20 protein-coding genes and 1 riboswitch are annotated in these 22,944 nt (G+C 54.9%); of the genes, 13 read left to right on the forward strand and 7 right to left on the reverse strand.

Annotated elements, in window-relative coordinates; genetic code table 11:
• Positions 1-40 precede the first annotated feature (40 nt).
• The 5 genes from ybgF to glmM all read left to right on the forward strand — a co-directional run bounded on the left by ybgF (position 41) and on the right by glmM (position 6,630).
• Positions 41-1,069, forward strand: coding sequence for a tol-pal system protein YbgF (gene ybgF, locus L1I42_RS14465; protein WP_236115375.1), 1,029 nt, complete (start codon positions 41-43; stop codon positions 1,067-1,069).
• Positions 1,063-2,361 (forward strand): tRNA lysidine(34) synthetase TilS, encoded by a 1,299-nt coding sequence (gene tilS, locus L1I42_RS14470; protein ID WP_236115376.1) that lies wholly within the window; start codon positions 1,063-1,065, stop codon positions 2,359-2,361. Before ybgF ends, tilS begins: the two co-directional genes overlap by 7 nt.
• A 169-nt stretch (positions 2,362-2,530) precedes the next feature.
• On the forward strand, positions 2,531-4,468 hold the full coding sequence (gene ftsH / locus L1I42_RS14475; protein ID WP_236115377.1) for an ATP-dependent zinc metalloprotease FtsH: 1,938 nt from the start codon (positions 2,531-2,533) through the stop codon (positions 4,466-4,468).
• 76 nt (positions 4,469-4,544) lie between these two features.
• Positions 4,545-5,174 carry a LysE family translocator gene (locus L1I42_RS14480; RefSeq protein WP_236115378.1) on the forward strand — a complete coding sequence of 210 codons (630 nt, stop codon included), beginning with the start codon at positions 4,545-4,547 and terminating at the stop codon, positions 5,172-5,174.
• Positions 5,175-5,286: 112 nt separating this feature from the next.
• Positions 5,287-6,630: a phosphoglucosamine mutase gene (gene glmM / locus L1I42_RS14485; RefSeq protein WP_236115379.1), complete on the forward strand. Its 1,344-nt coding sequence runs from the start codon at positions 5,287-5,289 to the stop codon at positions 6,628-6,630.
• An 18-nt stretch (positions 6,631-6,648) separates the two neighbouring features.
• On the opposite strand, the gene L1I42_RS14490 is transcribed toward glmM, so the two are convergent.
• Positions 6,649-7,584, reverse strand: coding sequence for a DMT family transporter (locus L1I42_RS14490; RefSeq protein ID WP_236115380.1), 936 nt, complete (start codon positions 7,582-7,584; stop codon positions 6,649-6,651).
• A 169-nt stretch (positions 7,585-7,753) separates the two neighbouring features.
• Between L1I42_RS14490 and L1I42_RS14495 the strand changes: the two genes are divergently transcribed.
• The 4 genes from L1I42_RS14495 to L1I42_RS14510 all read left to right on the forward strand — a co-directional run bounded on the left by L1I42_RS14495 (position 7,754) and on the right by L1I42_RS14510 (position 11,971).
• Positions 7,754-8,449, forward strand: a complete 696-nt coding sequence (locus tag L1I42_RS14495; protein WP_236115381.1) for an outer membrane protein — start codon at positions 7,754-7,756, stop codon at positions 8,447-8,449.
• A gap of 171 nt (positions 8,450-8,620) precedes the next feature.
• Positions 8,621-9,781 carry a phosphoserine transaminase gene (locus L1I42_RS14500; protein ID WP_236115382.1) on the forward strand — a complete coding sequence of 387 codons (1,161 nt, stop codon included), beginning with the start codon at positions 8,621-8,623 and terminating at the stop codon, positions 9,779-9,781.
• A gap of 76 nt (positions 9,782-9,857) precedes the next feature.
• Positions 9,858-11,441, forward strand: coding sequence for a phosphoglycerate dehydrogenase (gene serA, locus L1I42_RS14505; RefSeq protein WP_236115383.1), 1,584 nt, complete (start codon positions 9,858-9,860; stop codon positions 11,439-11,441).
• Between the two features lie 143 nt (positions 11,442-11,584).
• On the forward strand, positions 11,585-11,971 hold the full coding sequence (locus L1I42_RS14510; RefSeq protein ID WP_236115384.1) for a nuclear transport factor 2 family protein: 387 nt from the start codon (positions 11,585-11,587) through the stop codon (positions 11,969-11,971).
• Positions 11,972-11,992: 21 nt separating this feature from the next.
• Here the strand turns inward: L1I42_RS14510 and L1I42_RS14515 are convergent, their stop codons facing one another.
• Together L1I42_RS14515 and L1I42_RS14520 are read right to left on the reverse strand one after the other, a co-directional pair.
• On the reverse strand, positions 11,993-12,208 hold the full coding sequence (locus L1I42_RS14515; RefSeq protein ID WP_236115385.1) for a SlyX family protein: 216 nt from the start codon (positions 12,206-12,208) through the stop codon (positions 11,993-11,995).
• On the reverse strand, positions 12,195-13,205 hold the full coding sequence (locus L1I42_RS14520) for a DMT family transporter (protein WP_236115386.1): 1,011 nt from the start codon (positions 13,203-13,205) through the stop codon (positions 12,195-12,197). Before L1I42_RS14520 ends, L1I42_RS14515 begins: the two co-directional genes overlap by 14 nt.
• A gap of 165 nt (positions 13,206-13,370) precedes the next feature.
• Between L1I42_RS14520 and L1I42_RS14525 the strand changes: the two genes are divergently transcribed.
• Positions 13,371-14,663, forward strand: a complete 1,293-nt coding sequence (locus L1I42_RS14525; RefSeq protein ID WP_236115387.1) for an adenylosuccinate synthase — start codon at positions 13,371-13,373, stop codon at positions 14,661-14,663.
• Positions 14,664-14,722: 59 nt separating this feature from the next.
• Positions 14,723-17,116, forward strand: coding sequence for a hypothetical protein (locus tag L1I42_RS14530; protein ID WP_236115388.1), 2,394 nt, complete (start codon positions 14,723-14,725; stop codon positions 17,114-17,116).
• A gap of 10 nt (positions 17,117-17,126) precedes the next feature.
• On the opposite strand, the gene L1I42_RS14535 is transcribed toward L1I42_RS14530, so the two are convergent.
• Genes L1I42_RS14535 through thiB form a run of 3 tightly spaced genes read right to left on the reverse strand, consistent with a single transcriptional unit; the run spans position 17,127 to position 20,404 of the window.
• Positions 17,127-17,744, reverse strand: coding sequence for an ATP-binding cassette domain-containing protein (locus L1I42_RS14535; protein WP_236115389.1), 618 nt, complete (start codon positions 17,742-17,744; stop codon positions 17,127-17,129).
• On the reverse strand, positions 17,737-19,422 hold the full coding sequence (locus L1I42_RS14540; protein ID WP_236115390.1) for an ABC transporter permease family protein: 1,686 nt from the start codon (positions 19,420-19,422) through the stop codon (positions 17,737-17,739). The genes L1I42_RS14535 and L1I42_RS14540 overlap by 8 nt, the downstream gene beginning before the upstream one ends.
• Positions 19,394-20,404, reverse strand: a complete 1,011-nt coding sequence (gene thiB / locus L1I42_RS14545; protein ID WP_236115391.1) for a thiamine ABC transporter substrate binding subunit — start codon at positions 20,402-20,404, stop codon at positions 19,394-19,396. The genes L1I42_RS14540 and thiB overlap by 29 nt, the downstream gene beginning before the upstream one ends.
• Positions 20,405-20,473: 69 nt before the next feature.
• A riboswitch (TPP riboswitch) is annotated at positions 20,474-20,567 on the reverse strand.
• A 39-nt stretch (positions 20,568-20,606) separates the two neighbouring features.
• Here thiB and L1I42_RS14550 point away from each other — a divergent pair.
• Positions 20,607-21,317 (forward strand): thiamine diphosphokinase, encoded by a 711-nt coding sequence (locus L1I42_RS14550; protein WP_236115392.1) that lies wholly within the window; start codon positions 20,607-20,609, stop codon positions 21,315-21,317.
• Positions 21,295-21,924 (forward strand): FMN-binding negative transcriptional regulator, encoded by a 630-nt coding sequence (locus L1I42_RS14555; protein WP_236115393.1) that lies wholly within the window; start codon positions 21,295-21,297, stop codon positions 21,922-21,924. The genes L1I42_RS14550 and L1I42_RS14555 overlap by 23 nt, the downstream gene beginning before the upstream one ends.
• Positions 21,925-21,934: 10 nt before the next feature.
• On the opposite strand, the gene rpoH is transcribed toward L1I42_RS14555, so the two are convergent.
• Positions 21,935-22,807, reverse strand: a complete 873-nt coding sequence (gene rpoH / locus L1I42_RS14560) for an RNA polymerase sigma factor RpoH (protein WP_236115394.1) — start codon at positions 22,805-22,807, stop codon at positions 21,935-21,937.
• Positions 22,808-22,944 lie beyond the last annotated feature (137 nt).

A 22,944-nucleotide genomic window follows, 5' to 3' on the forward strand; every position in this document is an offset into this window, starting at 1 on the left:
TTTATGCGTGGCGGTTCGTCAGGAACGAAGGAGTGACTTTATGTCAGCGAGTAATAAGAATTGGGCACAGCAATTTGCTGCCATGGGCATGGGCCTGCTCTTGGCCGGGACCACCGGCATTGCCCAGGCCGGCAGTCAGCCCAATGATGCGGTGTTTGGCCGGTTGATTCAGTTGGAACAGCAGGCTGATGTGTTGAGCGATCATGTGTTGATGTTGGAACGGGGCTTTGAGGGGCTGGGCATTGAGCGTGTCTCAGACAGCAAGCCGCTGAAAGTGCGGGTTGCACAATCGCGGGACGTGGCCCAGGTCAATGTGCGTATTGATGCCATTGAAGAGCGTATGCGGACCCTGACCGGTCAGGTTGAAGGACTGCAATTTCAAATGACCCAATTGCAAACCTTGCTTGAGCGGATGCAGGAAGACTATGAATTCCGGTTCCAGGAGCTGGAAGGCGGTGGGCCGGGAAAAACTAGTGCGGCACCCCAATCAGATCGCGAGACGCCATCTGAGGGTGTGCCGCAGCCACAAAATGAAGATTTTGCCACCAGCGGCGATGACAATGGGCCGCTCACATTAGGAACGCCAGAGGGCACGCTGGGCACCTTGTCTGATGATGTGCTGAGCGATATTGGCACGGGTCAGCCCATGGATCTTGGATTTGACCCTGGGGCGGCCCTATCGGATGCGGATGCCAAGGCGCAATATGAGGCGGGGTACGAGGCCTTGCTGCGGGGCGATTATGTATTTGCTGAAGACCAATTCCGTCAGTTTATTGGCCTGTTTCCCGAAAATCGGTTGGCGCCTGACGCCTATCATTGGCTGGGCGACAGCTTGCTCAATCGTGGCGAGTACGAAGAAGCCGCTGAGGTGCTTTTGAGAGGCTTTGAAGCCTTTCCAAATGCCGCGCGTTCGCCGGACATGGTTATGAAATTGGGGATTTCCCTAAACAATGCTGGCGAAAGAGAGACGGCCTGTCGTACCTTTGTTGAGGTGTTGCGTCGTTACCCTGACCAACCCAATGCCTTCAAACAAAGGGTGGCAGAGGAACAGCGAAAGGCACAATGTTAGATAATGAACGTTCACATCACGATTTGATTGAGCCAGAATTTCTGAATTATATTTTTGCGCCGCTTTTTGAAACCCAAAAGGCGGCGCTTGCTGTTTCTGGCGGACCGGACAGCATGGCGCTGATGCATTTGGCGGCCCGCTTCGCCCAGATGCAAACCGATCCCATCGCGTTGACCGTGCTGAGTGTGGATCATGGCTTGCGCCGTGAAGCAGCAGACGAGGCGGCGATGGTGAAGGCAGCAGCCAAAGCGCTGGGCCTGACGTGTTATGTGCTCAAACCAGAAAATTTTCACCCGGAGACTCGGATACAGGAAAGCGCGCGCAATGTGCGTTATCATTTGATGCGGCAGAAGATGCAGGCGCTGGAGATCACCCAGTTGCTCACCGCACATCATCTCGATGATCAGGCCGAGACCTTCTTTATGCGCTTGGCGCGGGGCAGTGGCCTTTCTGGATTAGGGGGCATGGGCCGCACCAGTGTGGGCTTTGATTTAGACATTGTGCGCCCGCTGATTGATGTGCCCAAGGCCGATTTGACGGCGTATGTGCAGGCAGAAAATATTGTCCATGTGCAAGACCCGTCCAATCAGGATGATCGATTTGAGCGGGTGCGATGGCGGCAAGCGCTCAAGGGGTTGCAGCGTATGGGATTGCAGGCAAAAAATATTGGCCTTTCCGCCCGGCGCTTGCGGCGGGCAGATGCAGCGCTCGATACGATTTCAGAAGCGGTTTATAGCGAGCGTGTCTTTATTGATCCGTTCGGATGTGTGGTGTTGGATCACGCATTATTGACCAAAGAACCGGCGGAAATCGGCATTCGGCTTTTGGCGCGGGCACTGGATGATGCAGGCGGGGACGCGGCATCACCTGAATTGGCCAAAATCGAAGCGCTCTATGACCTTTTGTGCATGGGAAAATTGCAAATGCGCGGCCAAACCCTTGGCGGGTGCGGCGTGCGCGGGCATGGTGATTTGGTTCAGGTTTTTCGCGAGGTGGGACGGTTGGATGACCAGGCGCATGTGGTGGCCCCTGGCGACAGTTTGGACTGGGATTGCCGTTTTCGCATTCTGGTCGCCAGTGACGCGCCGGGCCCCGTGCAGGTGCAGCCCGCAGCGTCGATCACGCGGGCACAGTTTGATCAACTCATGCCGGATATGAATTTTGTGCCGATGGATGCGGTGCGCGCAGCCCCTTTGGTGTCCTCCGGGGATCAAATACTCGCATTGGGAGAGCATGTGCTTGGTCCCAATATTGACGTATTTCGCATATTTGGTCCCAACGCGCTGAGCTGAGCGGCGTGAACATGCGGCAATTGGTCGGGCGTTTATTAATCACATTGTGTTAAGAACAGTGATCAAATTGCGGTGTGTGCCCTTGTAACAGCGGGCGTAGGACCTTACATTCGATCCAAATTCTCATTGTGTGCGTATGAAGAACGTACATCTATTCAAGGCAGGTTAAATGAACGGCAATTTTCGCAACCTTGCAATCTGGATGATCATTCTGGTCATGTTGCTTGGCCTCTTCCAGATTTTCCAAACATCCTCCCAGACGGCGGGGCTGACGCAAAAGACATATTCCCAATTCGTTTCTGATGTGGATGCTGGGTCTGTTCAAAGCGTGACCATTACTGAAAACCGGCTGCGCGGAACATTGAGTAATGGTCAGCGGTTTGAAACCTATCTGCCCGAAGGTGTGGATGTGGTGTCCCGCCTTGAAAGTCGCGGCGTGACCATTGAAGCCAAGCCACCGGAGTCCAGCCCGTTCTGGACCATTCTGTTGTCATCATGGCTTCCTTTCATCGTGTTGATCGCCATTTGGTTTTTCTTTATTCGCCAAATGCAGGGCGGTGGCCGTGGCGGTGCCATGGGCTTTGGCAAGTCGCGGGCAAAATTGCTCACCGAAAGCCAGGGCAAGGTCACGTTTGAAGATGTGGCCGGCGTGGACGAGGCAAAGCAGGATCTTGAAGAGATCGTCGATTATCTGCGCGATCCGGGCAAATTCCAACGTTTGGGCGGCAAAATCCCGCGCGGCGTGTTGCTGGTGGGCCCTCCGGGTACCGGTAAAACCTTGCTGGCGCGTTCTGTTGCTGGCGAAGCGAATGTGCCATTTTTCACCATTTCCGGTTCTGACTTTGTGGAAATGTTTGTGGGCGTTGGCGCGAGCCGCGTGCGCGACATGTTTGAGCAGGCCAAGAAAAACTCACCCTGTATCATCTTTATTGACGAGATTGATGCGGTGGGCCGTTCACGTGGCGCCGGTTTTGGCGGCGGCAATGATGAACGCGAGCAGACCTTGAACCAGTTGCTGGTTGAGATGGACGGCTTTGAGGAAAATGAGAGCATCATTTTGATCGCAGCCACCAACCGGCCAGACGTTTTGGACCCGGCATTGCTGCGTCCGGGCCGTTTCGACCGTCAAGTTGTGGTGCCGAACCCGGATGTGACCGGTCGGGAACAGATTTTGAAAGTGCATGTGCGCAAGGTGCCTTTGGCGCCGGACGTGGATTTGAAAATTCTGGCCCGCGGAACGCCCGGTTTTTCTGGCGCGGAGATTATGAACCTGGTGAACGAATCAGCACTTTTGGCGGCGCGTCGGAACAAGCGGTTCGTCACGATGGCTGAATTTGAGGACGCGAAAGATAAAATCATGATGGGGGCGGAGCGCCGCACCTTGGCCATGAAGGAAGACGAAAAACGCAACACTGCCTATCACGAGGCCGGCCACGCGCTGGTGTCGCTGTTGTTGTCCAACGTGCTTGATCCGATTCACAAGGCCACCATCATCCCACGCGGTCGTGCGCTGGGTATGGTGATGAGTTTGCCGGAGAGCGACCAATATTCCTTCTCTAAGGAAAAAGCCTTGGCGCAATTGGTGCTGGCCTTTGGTGGGCGTGAAGCCGAAATTCATAAGTTCGGCCCCGAAAAAGTCACGTCCGGCGCTGCTGGCGACATTCAGGGCGCCACCAAGCTGGCCAATTCCATGGTCACTGAATGGGGCATGTCCGAAAAGTTGGGTCGTGTACTCTATAAATCTGATCCGCAGGGCATTTATGGCCCGGCCAGCGTGGATCATATGTCTGACGAGACTGCGCGTTTGATTGATGAGGAAGTGCGGACATTGGTGGAAGAGGCTGAAACCAAGGCGCGCAATCTCATTAAAGAAAATGAGCAGCTTTTTGAGGATATTGCTCAAGCCTTGCTGGAGTTTGAAACCTTGACCGGGGACGAGTTGCGGGCCTTGAAAGATGGCAAAAAACCTCATCGCTCAGACGACGACAATACTCCGACAGCCAAAGCGACCGGCGTGCCGCGCGCGGGCAAAGCGGTGCCGAAGAAAAAGCCGAATGATGACGGCAAGGGCGCCGAAGGGGATGCGGAGCCGCAACCTGAAAACTAGACTTTAAAAGAGGCCTTCGGGCCTCTTTTTTGTTGGCGCAGCCGGTGCTATTCTTCTTTTTTGGAAGGGGCCTGCCATGCCGTCGATCGAACTGTCACTTGCCTTTTTGATCACCACCGCTTTGTTCGCCTATATGCCGGGACCGGCGATGATTTATGTGTCGGCGCAAACCATTGCTCGGGGCCAATGGGCTGGTGTGATGGCCGCATTGGGTGTGCATTTGGGGGGATATGCCCATGTTCTGCTGGCCGCGTTCGGGCTTGCCGCCCTGTTGTTGGCGGTGCCGGCGCTCTATATGGCTGTTAAAATCGCTGGCGCGCTTTATCTGATCTTTCTGGGCTGGAGAATGATCTTTGGCCGAAGCAGAGAGGAGTTATCGGATACACCGCGCACCAAAAGTGCCAAACAGGCTTTTGTAGAAAGCATTAGCGTAGAGGTGCTGAACCCGAAAACAGCGCTGTTTTTCATTTCGTTCCTGCCGCAATTTGTGTCGCTTGAGGCTAGCTTGCCGCTTTGGGCGCAAATGCTGATTCTGGGCACGATCGTGAATGTGATGTTCTCCAGTGCCGATTTGGTGTGTGTGCTATTTGCCGGTTGGGTGCTCAAACGGTTAACAACGGGAAACGCCCGCTCACGCTGGATTTCACGACTTGGGGGCGCGTTGCTCATTGGCTTAGGGGCCAAACTTGCGCTGGAAAGGTCTTGACCTGACGGCCAAAGGTATTATTGCCATATTTTAGATTTGGTTTTGATTAAACTGACAAATACAACTTAGAGTTTTTCGCATCGACGGTTTTTCGTCACAGCTGGGTGGGTTTATGGCACGCAAATATTTTGGCACAGATGGTATTCGAGGATTGGCAAATGGTGAGAAACTGACGCCGGACCTAGCGATGCGCGTAGGGCAGGCAGCTGGTATGGTGTTTCAGCGCGGCGACCATCGGCACCGTGTTGTGATTGGCAAAGATACGCGCCGGTCTGGCTATATGCTCGAATATGCGCTCACCGGCGGGTTCACGTCGGTTGGGATGGATGTGTATTTGCTCGGCCCCGTGCCCACGCCCGCGGTTGCTATGCTCACCCGTTCCCTGCGTGCTGACTTGGGTGTGATGATTTCCGCCTCCCATAATCCGTTCGAAGACAATGGGATAAAGTTTTTCCAACCGGATGGTTTCAAGCTTTCCGACGAGATTGAAGAGAAAATCGAAGCGCTGGTCGCGAAAGGGGTTTCCGCTGGTCTGACCCAGGGCCGTGACATTGGCCGCGCCAAGCGGATCAATGAGGTCACCACGCGCTATACCGAATTTGCCAAGCGCACCTTGCCGCGGCACGCGGATTTTACCGGCCTGAAAGTGGTTGTGGATTGCGCCAATGGCGCTGCCTATAAAACCGCACCGGAAGCGCTTTGGGAGTTGGGCGCCGACGTGATTGCGATGGGCGTAGAACCCGATGGCTTCAATATCAACAAAGAGTGCGGCTCGACCGCGCCGCAAGCGCTTTGCCAGCGTGTGGTGGATGAGGGTGCCGATATCGGCATTGCACTAGATGGCGATGCTGACCGTGTGGTGATTGTGGATGAAAAGGGCCAGATCATTGATGGCGACCAGCTGATGGCGGCGCTGGCACTTTATTGGCACGAGCTGGATTGGCTGCGGGGCGGCGGCATTGTGGCCACCATCATGTCCAATCTCGGGTTGGAGCGTTGCCTGAGTGAAAATCAATTGCGGCTGGAACGTACCAAAGTTGGCGACCGATATGTGCTTGAGCGCATGCGTTCGGGCGGCTTTAATCTGGGCGGCGAACAATCCGGCCATATTATCCTGTCGGATTTCTCAACCACGGGCGATGGTCTGGTGTCGGCATTGCAGGTGATGAGCCTGGTGCAAAAACGCGACAAGCCCGTCTCTGAGGTGTGCAAGATGTTTGAGCAGGTGCCGCAGCTTTTGACCAATGTGCGCATTTCCGGCGGGACACCGCTATCTGACGACCGCGTGATCAAGGCCATTGCCAGTGCCGAACAATTGTTGGGCACGTCGGGCCGTTTGGTGATCCGCCCATCGGGCACTGAACCCCTTATCCGGGTGATGGGCGAGGGCGATGACGAAATGCTGATCAAGCAGGTTGTGGGGGATATTGCCCATGTGATTGAGGCTGTCGCCTAAAACAACCCATGCTGTAGACTAGGCAGAAGGCGGCGGTGGATACTGCCGCTTTTTTTTGCGCCGACGTCTGATCACACCTTCAGATACCGCCACGCCAAATAGAATCAACGCGAAGCCGACAAATTGCAACGCTGCCAATTGTTCGCCGAACAGCACGGCGCCGAAAATGATCGAGGCTGCAGGAATCAAATAGTTTGATTGGGCGACAAAGGCCGCACTTGTATCGTCCAAAAGCTTATAAAGGATCAGCGTGGTTGCCCATGTGGGCAAAATTGCCAAATAGGTGATGGCGGCCCAGCCATTTAACGGCACACCGGTCGGCAGTGGGTCAAACATCAGAGCGCATCCCAAGGCGGTGAGCGACCCGAAGATCAGCACGCCCAGCGATTTAGTCATGGCCGGCATTTCCAGCACATTGCGTGAGACCATGCCATTGGTGGCATAACCAGCAGTGGCCAACACCAGCAGCAAAAAGGGCAGCAGTGAAAATGCGGCCGCGGCGGTTTCCTCCGCACCATTGCCTAGTATTACCCCTGATACGCCCAGAAAGCCGCAAATCAGACCCAAAACTCGAATCGGCGTGGCCTTTTCGGCCGGGAGAAATATAAGTGACATCAACATCACTTGAATGGGCACAGTGGCCATCATCAGGCCAGCGATGGAAGACGGCACATATTGGCTGGCATAATTGATCAGCATGAAGGGAACGGCGGTGCCAAAACTGCCCATAATTGCGCACGCCAGCCACTGTTTTTTCCCTTGTGGCAGCTGAATCCCACGCCAGATTGCAAATAAAATCATTAAAATTGCAGCCAAGCTCAATCGGATGGCGGCAATCCAGAATGGGGTGAAGAATTCGATCGAATATTTGATGGTGGCAAAGGAGCTGCCCCAAATAAGTACCAGTAATAAAAGGAAAATCCAGTCGCCAAGTGTGCGCGATTGCGTGCTCATATTCTGTCCTGGAAAGGTGTGTGTATCGCGGTGAGTAGAATCTTAATATATCAGAGTTTTTCGCGGTTTATTAGGGTTAAATATTTAGGTTAAGTGGGTTTTAAGAAAAAGCCAGCATAATCCTTCTTGGAAAGTCAAGAAAAGTGGCTTGCGTAGAAGGATTAGAATGATGCTTAAGTGGATTGGAGCTGCACTGTTTGCAGTTGCCTCAATGTTTGGAACAAGTGCTTTGGCCGCTGACTGGCCACAGCCAGAGCCAGAATATCCTGAATTGCCAGAAGTAGATTACGGCCTTTCCGGTGCGTTTTATTTGCGGGGTTCTGTTGCGGGCAACGCAATGTGGGCGCGCAATGTGGAGTTTTGTCCATGTCCGGATTCTTACACCCCAACAGAAATGGGCTGGGGCTATAGCCTTGGTGTGGGTGCCGGTTATGAGTTTGGCACAGGGTTTCGTACTGATTTGACCGTGGATTATCTGCGGAACACAGGTTTGACCGCAAATGGATATTCAGCTGACTTGCGCTCAACCGTGGCCTTGGCCAACGTCTATTATGATTTTGACCTGAATGGCATGGGCCTGAGCGCTGACGGTGGTTGGCAGGGTTATGTTGGTGCTGGCTTGGGTAAAGCCTGGCACTATACAACCGCCACCAATGGCACAACCGATCTGGGTGCCGGTGCCGGCAACCGCTCATGGGCGGGCGCTGTGATGGCTGGTGTGGCCTATGATATGGGCGCCGCTGTGGCTGATGTGGGCTACCGCGCCTTGTGGCACAAGGGCTTCTCCACAAATGGTTCGGCCATGTGGGTGCAGGATGCAATTGCACACGAAATTCGTGCCAGCATTCGCTATCGCTTCTATTAAGCCCAAGCCTCATTCAAGTTTTAAAAGCCCCGGCCGTCGCGCCGGGGTTTTTGTGTTTGGCGTAACAATGTCAGACAATAAAAACCGTTGACGCGGCCTTCGATTGTCTCTATGCCCGTCAGTGGGCCACCCCTCCCCAACGAGGGGCGCCTATCTGAAAGGGTAGATGACATGACAGATCTTTTGAAGCCGGAAGTGCGCCCGGCGAATCCCAGATTCTCATCTGGGCCGTGCACAAAACGTCCTGGCTGGACGCCTGAATTCCTCAATAATGATATATTGGGTCGGTCCCACCGCGCCAAGCCTGCAAAGGCACGCATTCAATATGCGATTGATTTGACGCGCGAACTGCTCAACGTACCCGATGATTACCGCATTGGTATTGTGCCCGCGTCTGATACCGGCGCGGTTGAGATGGCCATGTGGTCCATGCTCGGTCAACGCGGCGTGGATATGCTCGCCTGGGAAAGCTTTGGCGCCGGCTGGGTGACTGATGTGGTCAAGCAGCTTAAGCTGGATAATGTCCGTGTGCTTGACGCCGACTATGGCCAGCTCCCAGACCTTAATGAAGTCGACTGGACGCGCGATGTGGTCTTTACCTGGAACGGCACCACCTCTGGTGTGCGCGTGCCAAATGCCGACTGGATCGATGCGGATCGCGAGGGCCTGGCCATCTGCGATGCCACCTCTGCTGCGTTTGCGCAAGAGCTGGATTTTGCCAAGCTGGATGTCACCACCTTCTCCTGGCAGAAAGTTTTGGGCGGTGAAGGTGCCCACGGGGTGATTATCCTGTCCCCACGCGCGGTTGAACGCTTGGAAACCTACGCACCAGACCGGCCTTTGCCGAAAATCTTCCGCCTGACCAAAGGCGGTAAGCTGATCGAAGGCATTTTTGAAGCCGCGACCATCAACACCCCATCCCTGATGGTGATTGAAGATGCGATCGATGCGATGGAATGGGGCAAAACATTGGGCGCAAACGGACTGCAAGCGCGGGCCGATGCCAATTTCAACCTGCTCAATGCCTGGATCGAAGCGACCGATTGGGTCGCCAATCTGGCTGAAGTGCCAGAAACCCGCTCCAACACCTCTGTGTGCATGAAAATCGTTGATCCCGAGATCACTGCACTGGATGCCGATGCGCAGGCAAAGTTCGCCAAGGCGATTGCCACGCGGTTGGACCAAGAGGGCGTGGCCTATGATATTGGCGCTTACCGCGATGCCCCGGCGGGCTTGCGGATTTGGGCCGGGTCAACGGTTGAAGTGGCCGATCTGGAAATCCTCACCCATTGGCTGGACTACGCCTTTGCGGCGGAGAAAGCGGCGCTTTAGGCGCCTCCAAAGTGAGACCGGCTGACGGCATACCGCCAGCCTTTTTCCCAAATTTATAGATTTATGGAGGCTTTAAATGCCTAAGGTTCTTGTATCTGACAAGCTGAGCGAAACCGCTGTGCAAATTTTCCGCGACAATGGCGTGGATGTGGATTTTCTGCCTGATGTGGGCAAAGACAAAGAAAAACTGCTCGAAATCATCGGCCAATATGATGGCTTGGCCATCCGTTCGGCCACCAAAGTCACTGAAAAGGTGATTGCAGCGGCGGACAATTTGAAAGTGGTGGGCCGCGCCGGGATCGGCGTCGATAATGTGGATATTCCGCAAGCCACCGCCAAAGGCATCATTGTGATGAACACGCCTTTCGGTAACTCCATCACCACCGCGGAACATGCGATTTCCATGATGCTGGCCTTGGCACGGCAAATCCCTGCAGCGGATGCATCTACCCGCGCGGGCAAGTGGGAAAAGTCCAAATTTATGGGTGTGGAAGTTACGTCCAAAACACTGGGCATTATTGGCTGCGGCAATATCGGGGCGATTGTGGCCGACCGGGCCCAGGGCCTTAAAATGAAGGTGATCGCCTTTGACCCGTTCCTGACGCCGGAACGTGCACTTGATCTGGGCGTGGAAAAGGTGGAGCTGGACGAATTGCTGGCCCGCGCCGACTTTATCTCCCTGCACACCCCGCTCACCGACGCGACGCGCGGCATTATCAGCGCTGAAAATATCGCCAAGATGAAAAAGGGCGCGCGCCTGATCAACTGTGCTCGTGGCGGCTTGGTTGACGAAGTGGCACTCAAGGAAGCACTTGAAAACGGCAAGCTGGCCGGTGCGGCCATGGATGTGTTTGAGGTGGAACCGGCCACCGACAATCCTTTGTTCGACGCCCCCAACCTGATCTGCACCCCGCACCTTGGCGCCTCAACCACGGAAGCGCAGGAAAATGTGGCGCTGCAGGTGGCCGAGCAGATGAGCGCTTATCTGATGCATGGGGCCATTTCAAACGCGTTGAACTTCCCTTCAATTTCCGCCGAAGAAGCGCCACGCATTATGCCGTTTGTGAAATTGGCTGAAATGCTGGGCAGCTTTGCCGGGCAATTGACCGAGAGCGGCATTAAAGGCGTGCGGATCGAGTTTGAGGGCCATGTGGCTGACCTCAACACCAAACCGATGGTCTCCGCCTTGCTCACCGGCGTGCTCAAGCCGTTGCTGGGTGATGTGAATATGGTGTCAGCGCCGGTACTGGCGAAAGATCGCGGCATGCATGTGGAAACGGTCAATCGCGAGCAGCAGGGCGCTTATGAAAACTATATCCGCCTGACCGTCATCACCGAGCGGCAGGAACGTTCTGTCGCCGGCACCGTCTTTGCCGATGGCAAGCCACGCCTCATTCAGGTGAAGGGTGTGAATATGGAAGCGGAAATTACCCCGTCCATGCTCTACATCACCAATGAAGACAAGCCCGGCTTTATCGGTCGCCTCGGCACTTTGTTGGGCAATGAAAATATAAACATTGCCAACTTCAATTTGGGCCGTGTTGAAAGCGGGGGCGATGCGATTGCTCTGATCAATATTGATGGTGAGCTGAGTGATGCGCAGGTGAAGACGATTGCTGCGCTTGAAGGCGTCAAACAGGCCAAGCCGCTGCATTTCTAGGGTTCGCCAAATCATCAGCCGGTGCGCGCTGCAGCGCGCATCTTTTGAGAGCGGGGAAGGCGTGGTTGAGCAGGCTTTCCCCGTTTTGCTTTGTCCGGGTCGGGCACAGGCGAAGCGCTCGATTATAAGAGGGAGATTTGGTGATGGATGCGCAATTGGCGGCCAACAAGAAGAACGCTCAGGCCTTTTATGATTTGATGTTCAATCAATGCAAGCCGCGTGAGGCGATCGAGCTCTATGTGGGCGACCGCTATATTCAGCATAATCCGCATGTGGCGGATGGCAAACAGGCTTTCATTGCCTATTTTGAACGCATGGCGACGGAATATCCGGGCAAAAAGGTGGAGTTTAAGCGGGCGATTGCTGAAGGCGATCTGGTGGTGCTCCATTGCCATCAAATCTGGCCCGGCAGTGATGATTATGCGGGGATGGACATCTTCAGGTTTGATGCCCATGGCAAGATTGTTGAACATTGGGATGTGCTGCAGGTCATTACGGGCCATTCCGAAAATGACAATGGCCTATTTTAGCGACCGCAGACTGCCGCGTGATTAATAATGCGGCGGGCGTTCTACAATCTCGCCGCCGCCGCCATTATCCATTTCTTCCATCTGGGCATAGAGCTTGGCAATTTCGCGCTGCAACTTGTCTATTTCCGCCCATTGTTTGGTGATCGTCGTGTTCAAATCTTCTATGGTTTGATCTTGATAGGCAATGCGCATTTCCAAAGCTTCCATGCGCGCTTCCAACTGCTCATTTGCGCTCATCATCTTGCTCCTTAGCTGCCATCGCCGCGGCGGCCAGCGCCTCTTTCTTCTTGGCCGTGCGCACGGCATATTCGGCCATGGTGATGCCAGAAATAATAAAGATAGCGGCAATAAAATGGTAGGATTGCAACGCCTCACCAATAATGATCACCGACAGAACGGCCCCGAAAAGCGGTAGCGCGTTGATAAACAGGCTGGCGCGGTTGGCGCCGATCAGCTCCACGCCGCGCGCATAAAAGAGCTGCGACAGGATTGAGGGGAACAGCCCGGTATAGATGACCAACAGCCAGCCGAGCGGTGTGATCTTTGGTATGCCCGCGACGAAGGCGGGCCAGCCGCCCAAAAAAAGTTGGTAGAACAGGGCACCCAGGGTGGCGAAAAAGAAGGTCACCGCCAAAAAAGTCATCCAGTGCACGGTGGGGCGATAGCGCAGACACACAGAATAGGACGCATAGATCAGACAGGCGATCAGGATCAGCCCGTCGCCAATATTGATGTCCATGCGCGCCAGCCGCATGGGATTGCCCGCCGTGGCCACATAGATCACCCCAATCAGGGTGAGGACCACGCCCAAAAGCTGCAACGGATAGGCCCGTTGTTTGAACAGGACAAAATTGGCCAGCATCACCATCATCGGGATTGAGGCCTGCTCAATTGCGCCATTGACGGCGGTGGTGTGCTTGGCTCCCAAATAGAGAAACAAGTTAAACCCGGAAAAACCGACCGCACCGTAAAAACCCAAAAGCCAGAAATTCTTGATCAATTTTGGCAGGTCTTTTTTCAAATGTGGCCAGGCAAAAGGCAGAATAATCAGAAATCCCAATGCAAAGCGGCCAGCAATCAGGCTGGTGGGTTCGATATCGTCCACGGCCAGCTTACCCGCCACCATATTGCCACCCCAGAACAGGGAGGTGAGCACCAAAAGCAAATAGGGCTGATTAAACAGTTGATGGAAGAGATTTTTTCTCGGCTTTGCGACGGATTGTGGTTTTGTCATAGGTTCACTTTTGCTATATCAGCATCGCTTATCAGGTTTTGAACTGGTTCTAAATACCCAATTGAACCGAAAGATCAGCTTTTGTGGGCACTCGATGCCGTGTTGGGCATTATTCTGTCCCAATCCTGTGCCAGGAAAAGCGGTCGTGAAGGAGAATTAAGTTAAATGGCAAATGTTGTTGTGATCGGCTCCCAATGGGGCGATGAAGGCAAGGGCAAAATTGTGGACTGGTTGAGCGAGCGCGCCGACGTGGTGGTGCGCTTCCAGGGCGGTCACAATGCCGGCCATACTTTGGTGATCGATGGGGTCACCTATAAAACAGCTTTGCTGCCCTCTGGCGTTGTGCGCCCGGGCAAATTCTCCGTAATCGGGAATGGCGTGGTGGTGGATCCACACCATTTCGTCAAAGAGCTGGCGCTGCTGCGCGGCCAAGGGGTAGAAATTTCCCCTGAGAATTTGATGGTGGCGGACAATGCCTGCCTGATCTTGTCGCTGCACCGCGAGCTGGATAGCTTCCGCGAAAACTCAAATGCGGGGCTGAAAATCGGCACCACCAAACGTGGCATGGGCCCTGCTTATGAAGATAAGGTTGGCCGTCGCGCCATCCGCGTGGCGGATTTGGCGGACCCTGAGGCGTTGAAGTCCAAGATTGAACGTTTGCTGCGCCACCACAATGCGCTGCGTCGTGGTCTGGGCATCGACGAAATGAAGGCCGAGACCATCTATGACGAGTTGATGGAAGTGGCTGATGAAATCCTGCCTTTCGCCGGGCGGGTTTGGGAACGATTGAACCAGATGCGCCGTGATGGCAAACGCATCCTGTTTGAGGGGGCGCAAGGGGCATTGCTGGATATTGAGCACGGCACCTATCCGTTTGTGACCTCTTCCAACACCATCGGCGGTCAGGCCGCCAATGGCTCTGGCTTGGGGCCGGGCGCGCTGGATTATGTTTTGGGCATCACCAAAGCTTACACCACCCGCGTGGGTGAAGGGCCGTTCCCCACCGAACAATTGAATGAGATCGGCGAATATCTGGGCGAAAAAGGCCATGAGTGGGGCGTAAATACCGGCCGCAAGCGGCGTTGTGGCTGGTTTGATGCGGTGCTGGTCAAGCAGACGGTGCAGGTATCTGGCATTAATGGCATTGCGCTGACCAAGCTCGACGTGCTGGACGGTATGAAAGAGATTAAAGTGTGTGTCGGCTATGAGTTGGATGGCCAGCGCATTGATTATTTGCCCGCCACCATGAAGGGGCAGGCTGATGTGCAGCCGGTCTACGAGACGTTGGAAGGCTGGCAGGGCACCACCGCAGGCGCACGTTCTTGGGCTGATTTGCCCGCGGAAGCCGTGAAATATGTGCGGCGGATTGAAGAGCTGATCGGTACGCCAGTGGCGGTTCTATCCACATCTCCGGAGCGTTTGGACAGCATTTTGGTCCATGACCCTTTTCAAGACTAAGTTTTTTTCGCTACAACTAATAAGGGGTTAATTCCCAGGGGAATGAGTTTAAGTAGCTGATGGCAGATTATAAAGAGCTTTTGCGCCGGGCGATCAACGCCTTGCCGGAGAATAACGGCACAGCCCGCCGGGCTGTTTACGAAAAAGCGCGTTCAGCGCTGGTGACGCAATTGCATGCGATCGAACCGCCCATTCCCCCCCGCGAAATCACGCAGCATCGCCTGACGCTTGAAGATTGCATTCGCCAGGTGGAGCAGGAAGCAACTGAAAAACTGCTGCAAGGGCTTTCCAGTCGGGAAAAGGAAGCTGCGGTTGAAGAGGCTGTGCCCACTCCGTCCATGCCCGACACGGCGGAAACGGATGATGAACTGTCAGAGGCCGAGAGAGAAACTGCGCCAGACGAAATGCCTGATGCCGATGACGGGGTGGCAGAGCATGCCACCACGGATGAAGCTGCACCGGCGGACGACAAAGCACTGACCTCGGATCGCGAAGAGCCAAACTGTGAAGACTCCGAACCTGATTCTGACGATGACGCGACAGACGACAGTTTTGAGCACGCGCCCATTGAAGATGATTTCGACACAGATGCTGACCCAAGCGATCATGGAGCGGAGGAGCAGGTCGCGGAGGCTGCGCGCAATGCTGAAGCGGATGAACCGGCAGAAGATGAGCCCGTTTCTGACGAAGCTGGCGACGAGACTGAAGAGCTGCCCGACGAGGCGCCGATCGTTTCGGAAAATGCTGCCCACCCCTTAGAGGCTTCGAAGGGGAGCCAAATTGCCGAATCGGCGCCCGATATGGAAGATGCCGAACTGGAAGCAGAAGCGGTAGGCGAACCAGATCGTTCGGATGACGCTGAGCGCGACGAGGGAGCAACCCAGGATGATGATTTTTCCCCAGCGGATGAAGATGAGCTGGCCGAGCAGCTGGAAGAAATTGAAACGAACTCAGGCGATTACACAGCGTCGAGCATAGATGATGTGATTGCGCAGGCGCGCGCGGCATCCGGCATGGATGCCCCGACACCAGATGTTTCTGGCGCAAGAGGCACGCCGTCCAACACCAATGTGGAAGCAGCGCTTTCCAGTGTGCGGGAAGTGGATGTGGATCCGGCGGATTTGGCCGGAACGGATGCTGACGATGACGATGCTCAAGCCGCAATTGATCGGGCGCTGATGGCATTGGATCGTGAGGCGGAAGGCAAGAACGAAGCCGGAGCTGATGATGCCCTGATGGGGGAAAGCTCTAAAGGCGCGATCGCCGCGGCGACCAAGAAGGGTGAACCGGAACTGGTGGAAGATCCACCGGAATTTGTTGAAGACGAACAAACTGGCGGTGGCGGCGGTCTTTTGGTCTTTCTAGGTGTTTTTGTTTTGCTTCTCGGTCTTTTGGGTGGGGGCACCTATTGGGCTTGGCGCGAGGGCTACGTCAATTTGGACCCGATGCTGAAACAGATCGGGCTGAGTGAATTTATTCCACCAGTTGCTGAAAGTGCGCCAGCCAATGGCAATGGCGCGTCGAGTGCGACGGAAGAGACCATCGCGCCAGAGACCAATGTGCGCGATGTGACCCAAGACAATAACGTCAATGCCAACGTGGCGGAAAGTCCGGCGGCATCGGAAGAAATCCGGTTGACCCCCGAAGATAGTACGCCTGCAACAGACGGCCCGGCTGCGGATAGTCAAACCGCGCCATCAAATCGCGAAACGACACCGGCGGCTGAGGCATCAACCGGCGATAGCGCCGCGACAACAGAGCCCGGCTCTGGGGAAACGTCAGAGGCTCAATCCTCTGAAAATGCAGAGGCAAATGAGGCGGCAACCGACGACTCGCGACTGCCCAGTGAAGGTGACAGCGCGACAACAGGTGACAATGCTGAGAACGCATTGAACGTACAGGATCCGAATCCGCAAGCATCAGTTGGTGCCCAGTCTTTGCTGATCGAGGAACAGTCCAGCGGTTCAGGCGGCGCGGTGCCGTTCTCTGGCCAGACAGAATGGTCGCGCGATGTGGACGAGCTGGGCTTGCCCATTATTCGTGCGACGGCGTCTATTCCAGCGCGCAATCTGTCGGTGGATTTGCTGATCCGCAAAAACAGCGACGAGGCCCTGCCGGCCAGCCATCTGATTGAAGTGAATTTCAGCGTGACGGAGAGCTTTTTGGGCGGCTCTATTGCCAGCTTGCCGGGTGTGTTGATGAAGGATCAGGAATTGGCACAGGGCACTACCCTTGTTGGGGCATCGGTTCGGGTCGTGGACAACTCATTCCTTTTTGCCATGAGCGGGGCTGAAAATGATGTCGCTCGAAATCTTGAATTGCTGGGCCAGAATGGCTGGCTTGATTTGCCGCTGATATATGGCACCGGACGCAAGGCAATTTTGACGCTGGAAAAAGGTGCCGCAGGCACTGAAATTTTCGAAAATGTGCTGGCCGAATGGGCCGAGAATTAAGGTCTGTTGGTTAAACCGCGTGCAGTTGTCCCTCACGCAGTGACAATTGTCGCGTGGCCAACTCGGTTAAATCCTTTTGATGGTGGCTGACCAGAATCGCATGCCAGCCCTTTTCGGTCACCAGTTGTCGCACCAACTGCCGCATTTCGTCTGCCGTCTGGTCATCAAGCGCCGAAAATGGCTCATCGAGCAGCAGTATAGGGCGATTGCGTCCCAAGGTGCGCGCCAGCGCCACCCGTTGCTGCTGGCCGCCCGACAGCTCAGCACAGCGGCTCTTTTCAAAACCCGTCAAATCCACTTTCGCCAAAAGGGCTGTGGCATCTTTGGGTTCATCTAGTCCCAACTCTACATTCTTTTGGGCGGTGAGATGCTCAAACACATTGTCTTTTTGAAACAGGATCGAGATTGGCCGATCCTCTGTTTTGAGTGGTGTCAGATCGCGATCGTCCAGCAGAATGGTGCCGTGCTGCGGGCGCAAGAACCCCGCGATCAAATCCAGCAAAGTGGATTTTCCGGAGCCGCTACGGCCGGAAATGCCCAGGATTTCGCCGGCCTCGACGCGCAGCGAAAAATCGTAACTTGGTGCATCCGCACCATAGGCGAAGCGAAGTTTGTTAATTTCAAGCACGGCGTTTGATCCTGAAGAGATAGGGCAGGGCCCAGAAGCTGAAAATCACCAGTGCTAGCAAAATGCCGGCCACCAGCGCCGCATCATTGGTGCGGTAGCTGCCCAGGGCACGATACATCAGCCAGGGCAGGGTGGAAAATTCGTCAGTGCCGAACAGGGCAATCACACCCACATCGCCGAGCGAAAAGGTGAACCCTAGGGCAAACACATAGCCTGCCTCCCGGCGCGACAGAGGCCATTCAATAAAGCGAAAGCGCTGCCAGCCGCTCATATTTAGTGATTGCGAGAGCTTGCCATAGCGGTTGGCCGACTTTTCGTAAGCGGGGGTGAGCGCCGCATTGGCCAGTGGCAGGGCCAGCAGCGCATTGGCGAGGATGAGCACCCAAAGGCCCACCGTTTGTGTGGGTAAGCCCAGATGGCGGGTGATCAAAAAGAATCCCAACCCCAGCACCATGGCGGGCATGGCCATATAGGCGAAAATCGGTGTGCCCAAAATCAGCCGGAACAGGCGGGGGAAGCGGGCGGTGCCCAGCTTTTCAGCCTGTTTAAGTTCGGCGCGGGCGGTGGCCAGCAATATGGCCAAAATCAGCGTAAGGCTGGCGCTGACGCTGGCAATGGTCAGGCTGGCCCGTAAGGCGCTCAGAAACTTTTCTTCGGCCAGAAACCGAATTAGAGCGGGGGAGATGGCCCTTTGAATAATGGCAAATAACGGGGTTAGATAATAGAGGGTGAGCAGCACCAGCAAAAAGGCGAGCACATATTTTTCGCGGTCGGTGGCGGGCCATATATTTTGCAGGCTGGCTTCGCTGATCAACATACTTTTGGTGTTCCAGTTCGCAGCGGGCACAATAATGATCAGGCAAAACACAAGTTGGCTCGCGGCCAGCAGGGCGGCGCGGTTGAGGTCAAAATCGAGGCGCACAGCTTCAAAAATCGCCACCTCAAAGGTGGCGTTGGCCGGGCCACCACCGAGCAGCAGTACCAACGCAAATGAGGTGAAGCACATCAAAAAGATGGTGGCGGCAAGGCCGGGTATGGCGGGCTTGAGCGCGGGCCATTCCAGATAGAGGAAACGGGCCATGGGGGTGAGATTGAGCGATCGACCCAATTTCAATTTGGTCACCGGGGTGCTGGAGAGACGGTCATAAAACAGACGGGCGGCGAATGAGCCGTTCAACAATGTATGCGCCATCAGAATGCCCACAAGACCGTAGATCGAGAAGTTCAGGTTTTGGTCAAACAGGGTGCTGGCGGTGGTGCGGATCCATCCGGCGCGGCCCCACACCGCCAACAGCCCAAAGGCGACAATGATGGTGGGCAGCACCAGCCCGGCGGACATCAGCGCCAAAGCAATGCACTTGCCTTTAAAGTGAAGCCGATAAAGCGCTACGGCCGCAATCGCCCCGACGGTCAGCGCAAAAAACACAGACAAGCCCGCCTGTATCGAACTCATGCGTAGCAGGTGCCAGATATTGGCGCTCATAGCACTTTGATTGGAGGGCAGGCTTTGTGCGGCGTTCACAATAACAAACAGCACCAAAAAGATGGTGGCGAACACCAAAAAGGTGACCGTGAGGCCGCCCAAAAATCGCCAGTTGAACGGCGAACGCGCCGCCACTGTGTGCAGCGACGCGTTTATAGATGCAGACTTATTGGCCGATGGCGGCAAAGAAGTCATCAATATATTGCTTTGTGTTCTGCCCGACGGTCTCGTCATTCAAAATCAGGCTGTTTTCTTCCGGCAATGGGGTGTCAAAGCCCTCAGGCAAGCCGTCATCCAGCGGCACCACCGGGAACATCCAGTTGGTGGTGGGAATGATCGCCTGGCCATCCTGGCTCACCAGATAGTCAAGGAACTGGTTGGCCAGCTCTTTTTGGTCAGAGCTTTCCAAAATCCCGGCCAGCTCGATTTGAACATAATGGCCTTCTTCAAACTGGGCCGCCAGGTATTTGTCTTCTTCCTCGGCAATGCGGTGATAGGACGGTGAGCTGGAATAGGACAGCACCATATCCACTTCGCCTTCGAGGAAAAGACCATAAGCTTCTGACCAGCCCTTGGTCACGGTGAGAATGTTGGGTGCAATATCCCGCCACAGTTCTTCAGCCTGATCGCCTTTAGCGGCTTTCATCCAAAGCACCAGCCCAAGGCCCGGGGTGGAAGAGCGAGGGTCCTGAATGGCGATTTTGAACTCTTCATCCATGGCCGCCAGGTCTTCAAATGAGCTAGGTGGATTGTCGATTTTGCTGCTGTCATAAACAAAGGCGAAATAGCCATAGTCGAACGGTACAAATTTGTCAGACGCATAGTCAACCGGCAGCTCAAGTGCTGAAAGGTCAACATTATGGTCGGTGAACAATTGGGTGTTGCGCGCTTCGGCGGCCACGCTGGTGTCCAAACCCAAAATAATGTCGGCTTCGGTGGTCGGGCCTTCCAATTGTGCTTTGCGCAGGGCGCTTATGGAAGAATCCGCGGCGACAAAGTCAACCTCACAGTTACAGTTTTGTTCAAAGCCGGCTTTGAGTTGCGGCCCAGGGCCCCAATCGGCGGCGAAACTGTCATAGGTGTAAATGGTGAGGGTGGGTTTATCTTGCGCAACGGCCGCTGTTACAAGGGTTGAAAAACCTACAAGCGCCGCAAGTCCGATTTTTTGAAAAGACATTTATTTCTCCTAGGAAACAGGACATATTGCGATCGTGCTTGAAGGGGGAAAGTCGACTAAAGGAACCTTGGTTCCATCGCTCAAACTCCCTCCGCCAGCATGACCTGGTTCAGGTTCAATGGGTTATTCTCAGCTCAATTGTTGAGCACCCCAGTGAGACAGGGCCAACCTAACGGATATGGAAGAAGTTGCAAGGGCCAAAATGGCATCAGGAAACGAAGTTTTACCCGACCTCACATTCAACACGCCGCTTGTGGTTTTGGGCGGTGGCTTTGTGGACGAAGCTGTGCTGCTCCAACTGGTTGCCCGTGGCTATCCGGTGGTGGCGGCTGATGGGGCGGCGCATACGGCCATCGCAGCCAAGGTGCCGCTGGCGGCGATTATTGGTGATATGGATTCATATGTGGCGGACGCGGCCCTGTCGGAAGAGACTTTGCTGGTAGAAGTCACCGAGCAAGCGACCACTGATTTTGAAAAATGCCTCTATAAGACCGACGCACCGCTTTATATCTGCCTGGGCATGATCGGCAAACGGTTTGACCATAGTCTGGCCGCGTTGCATGCAGCGCAAAAATATGGATCGGAGAAACATTTGATCCTGATGGATGAGACCGACGTGATCGGCGTGGTCCGTGGCGAGGTGTCGTTCAGGCTGCCGGTGGGGACCCGCGTGTCGATCTATCCGTTGTCGCCGATTCAGATGCGACAGTCAGCTGGTCTGCATTATCCGCTGGATGGACTCACTTTGGCTCAGGGCACTTTGATCGGCACGTCAAATTGCGCCACCCATGAACAGGTCAAAATTGTACCAGACAACGGCGAATATAGTCCCTATCTTGTGATCCTGCCAAATCGTTATTTGGATTCCCTAATAGAAATTGAGATGAATGATGTATCAGCCACCAGCCTTTAAAGAAGATCGCCCCGACGTGCTCAAGAAATTGGTGAAGCAGCACCCGCTCGCTATGTTGGCCTGCAATGGGGCACCGGTGCCGATCGTCAATCATCTGCCCATGATTTGGGATGAAGCCGATAGATCACCGCGCTTGTTGGCGCACTTGGCCAAAGGCAATGGCTTGATCAAAGACGCGACTGAGGGCCAAGAGGCGCTGGCAATTTTCCAGGGACCGACCCATTACATCACGCCCAACTGGTATCCGGGCAAAAAGGAACATGGCAAAGAGGTGCCCACCTATAATTATATGGTGGCGCATTTGCGCGGCACGCTGCATTTTTATGAAGATGCGGATTGGCTGTTGGCCCAGCTCAATCAATTGACCGATCAGATGGAATCCGGGCGGGCGGCGCCCTGGTCCGTTGGGGATGCGCCCGAAGCGTTCACGGCCCGCCAGCTTAAAGGCATCTATGGGGTTGAACTGCGGGTCACCGAAATGGTGGGCAAATGGAAGGTCAGCCAGAATCGGGCCCCCGTCGATCGACAGGGCGTGGTTCAGGGCTTGCGGCAAGAGGGGGATGATGAGGCGCGGCAAATGGCCGACCTCATCGCGTCAAAGCTATAAAGCTGGGGTCTCAGGCGTTTTCCAGCATGGCGCGTTTTACCTCGGCCTGCACTTTTTCAAAAGCGCGCACCTCAATTTGTCGAATGCGTTCACGTGAGACCTCAAATTCCTGCGCCAGCTCTTCAAGGGTCAAAGGCGGCTCTTTCAGGCGGCGGGCCTCAAAAATTTTCTGCTCGCGCTCATTGAGCACATTCATGGCGTCGCGCAGCAATTGGATGCGTTCGTCATATTCCTGGCTGTCGCCCAGCATCTTTTCCTGGTTGGGGGTTTCATCCACCAGCCAGTCCTGCCATTGCGATGCCCCTTCGTCGGACCGCATCGGTGCGTTCAGCGAGGCGTCGCCGGTCAAACGTTCATTCATGGACACCACGTCGTCTTCGGACACGTCCAAAGTCGTGGCGATCTGTTTGACCTGATCCGGGTGCAGGGCGCCATCTTCCAGCGCAGCCAACTGGCCTTTTACCTTGCGCAGATTGAAAAACAGCCGTTTTTGTGCCGCCGTGGTGCCGATTTTCACCAGCGACCAGGAGCGCAGCACATATTCTTGAATAGAGGCGCGAATCCACCACATTGCATAAGTGGCCAAGCGGAACCCCTTATCGGGCTCGAACCGTTTCACAGCCTGCATCAGGCCCACATTGCCTTCGGAAATCACTTCCGAGATCGGCAGGCCATAGCCGCGATAGCCCATGGCGATTTTCGCCACCAGCCGCAAATGGGATGTAATCAGTTTTTGTGCCGCTTCAGGATCTTCGTGCTCTTTATAGCGTTTGGCGAGCATAAATTCTTCGTCCGCTTCGAGCATGGGAAATTTGCGAATTTCCTGCAAATAGCGCGATAGTCCGCTATCGGACGTTAAGGTCGGCAAATTTGACTGGGCCATAAAGCACCCTCACTCCTATGATAATCACCATTTACGCTTTGCGCATCAAATAGCGATGTAGCGCTCCGACGATCGGACACGCTCAAATCATTCCTCTGAGCAGTATATAGGTTCGATATAGGGTATTTCATCCCCTA

This window comes from Maritalea mediterranea (assembly GCF_021568695.1).
Taxonomy (GTDB): Bacteria; Pseudomonadota; Alphaproteobacteria; order Rhizobiales; family Devosiaceae; genus Maritalea; species Maritalea mediterranea.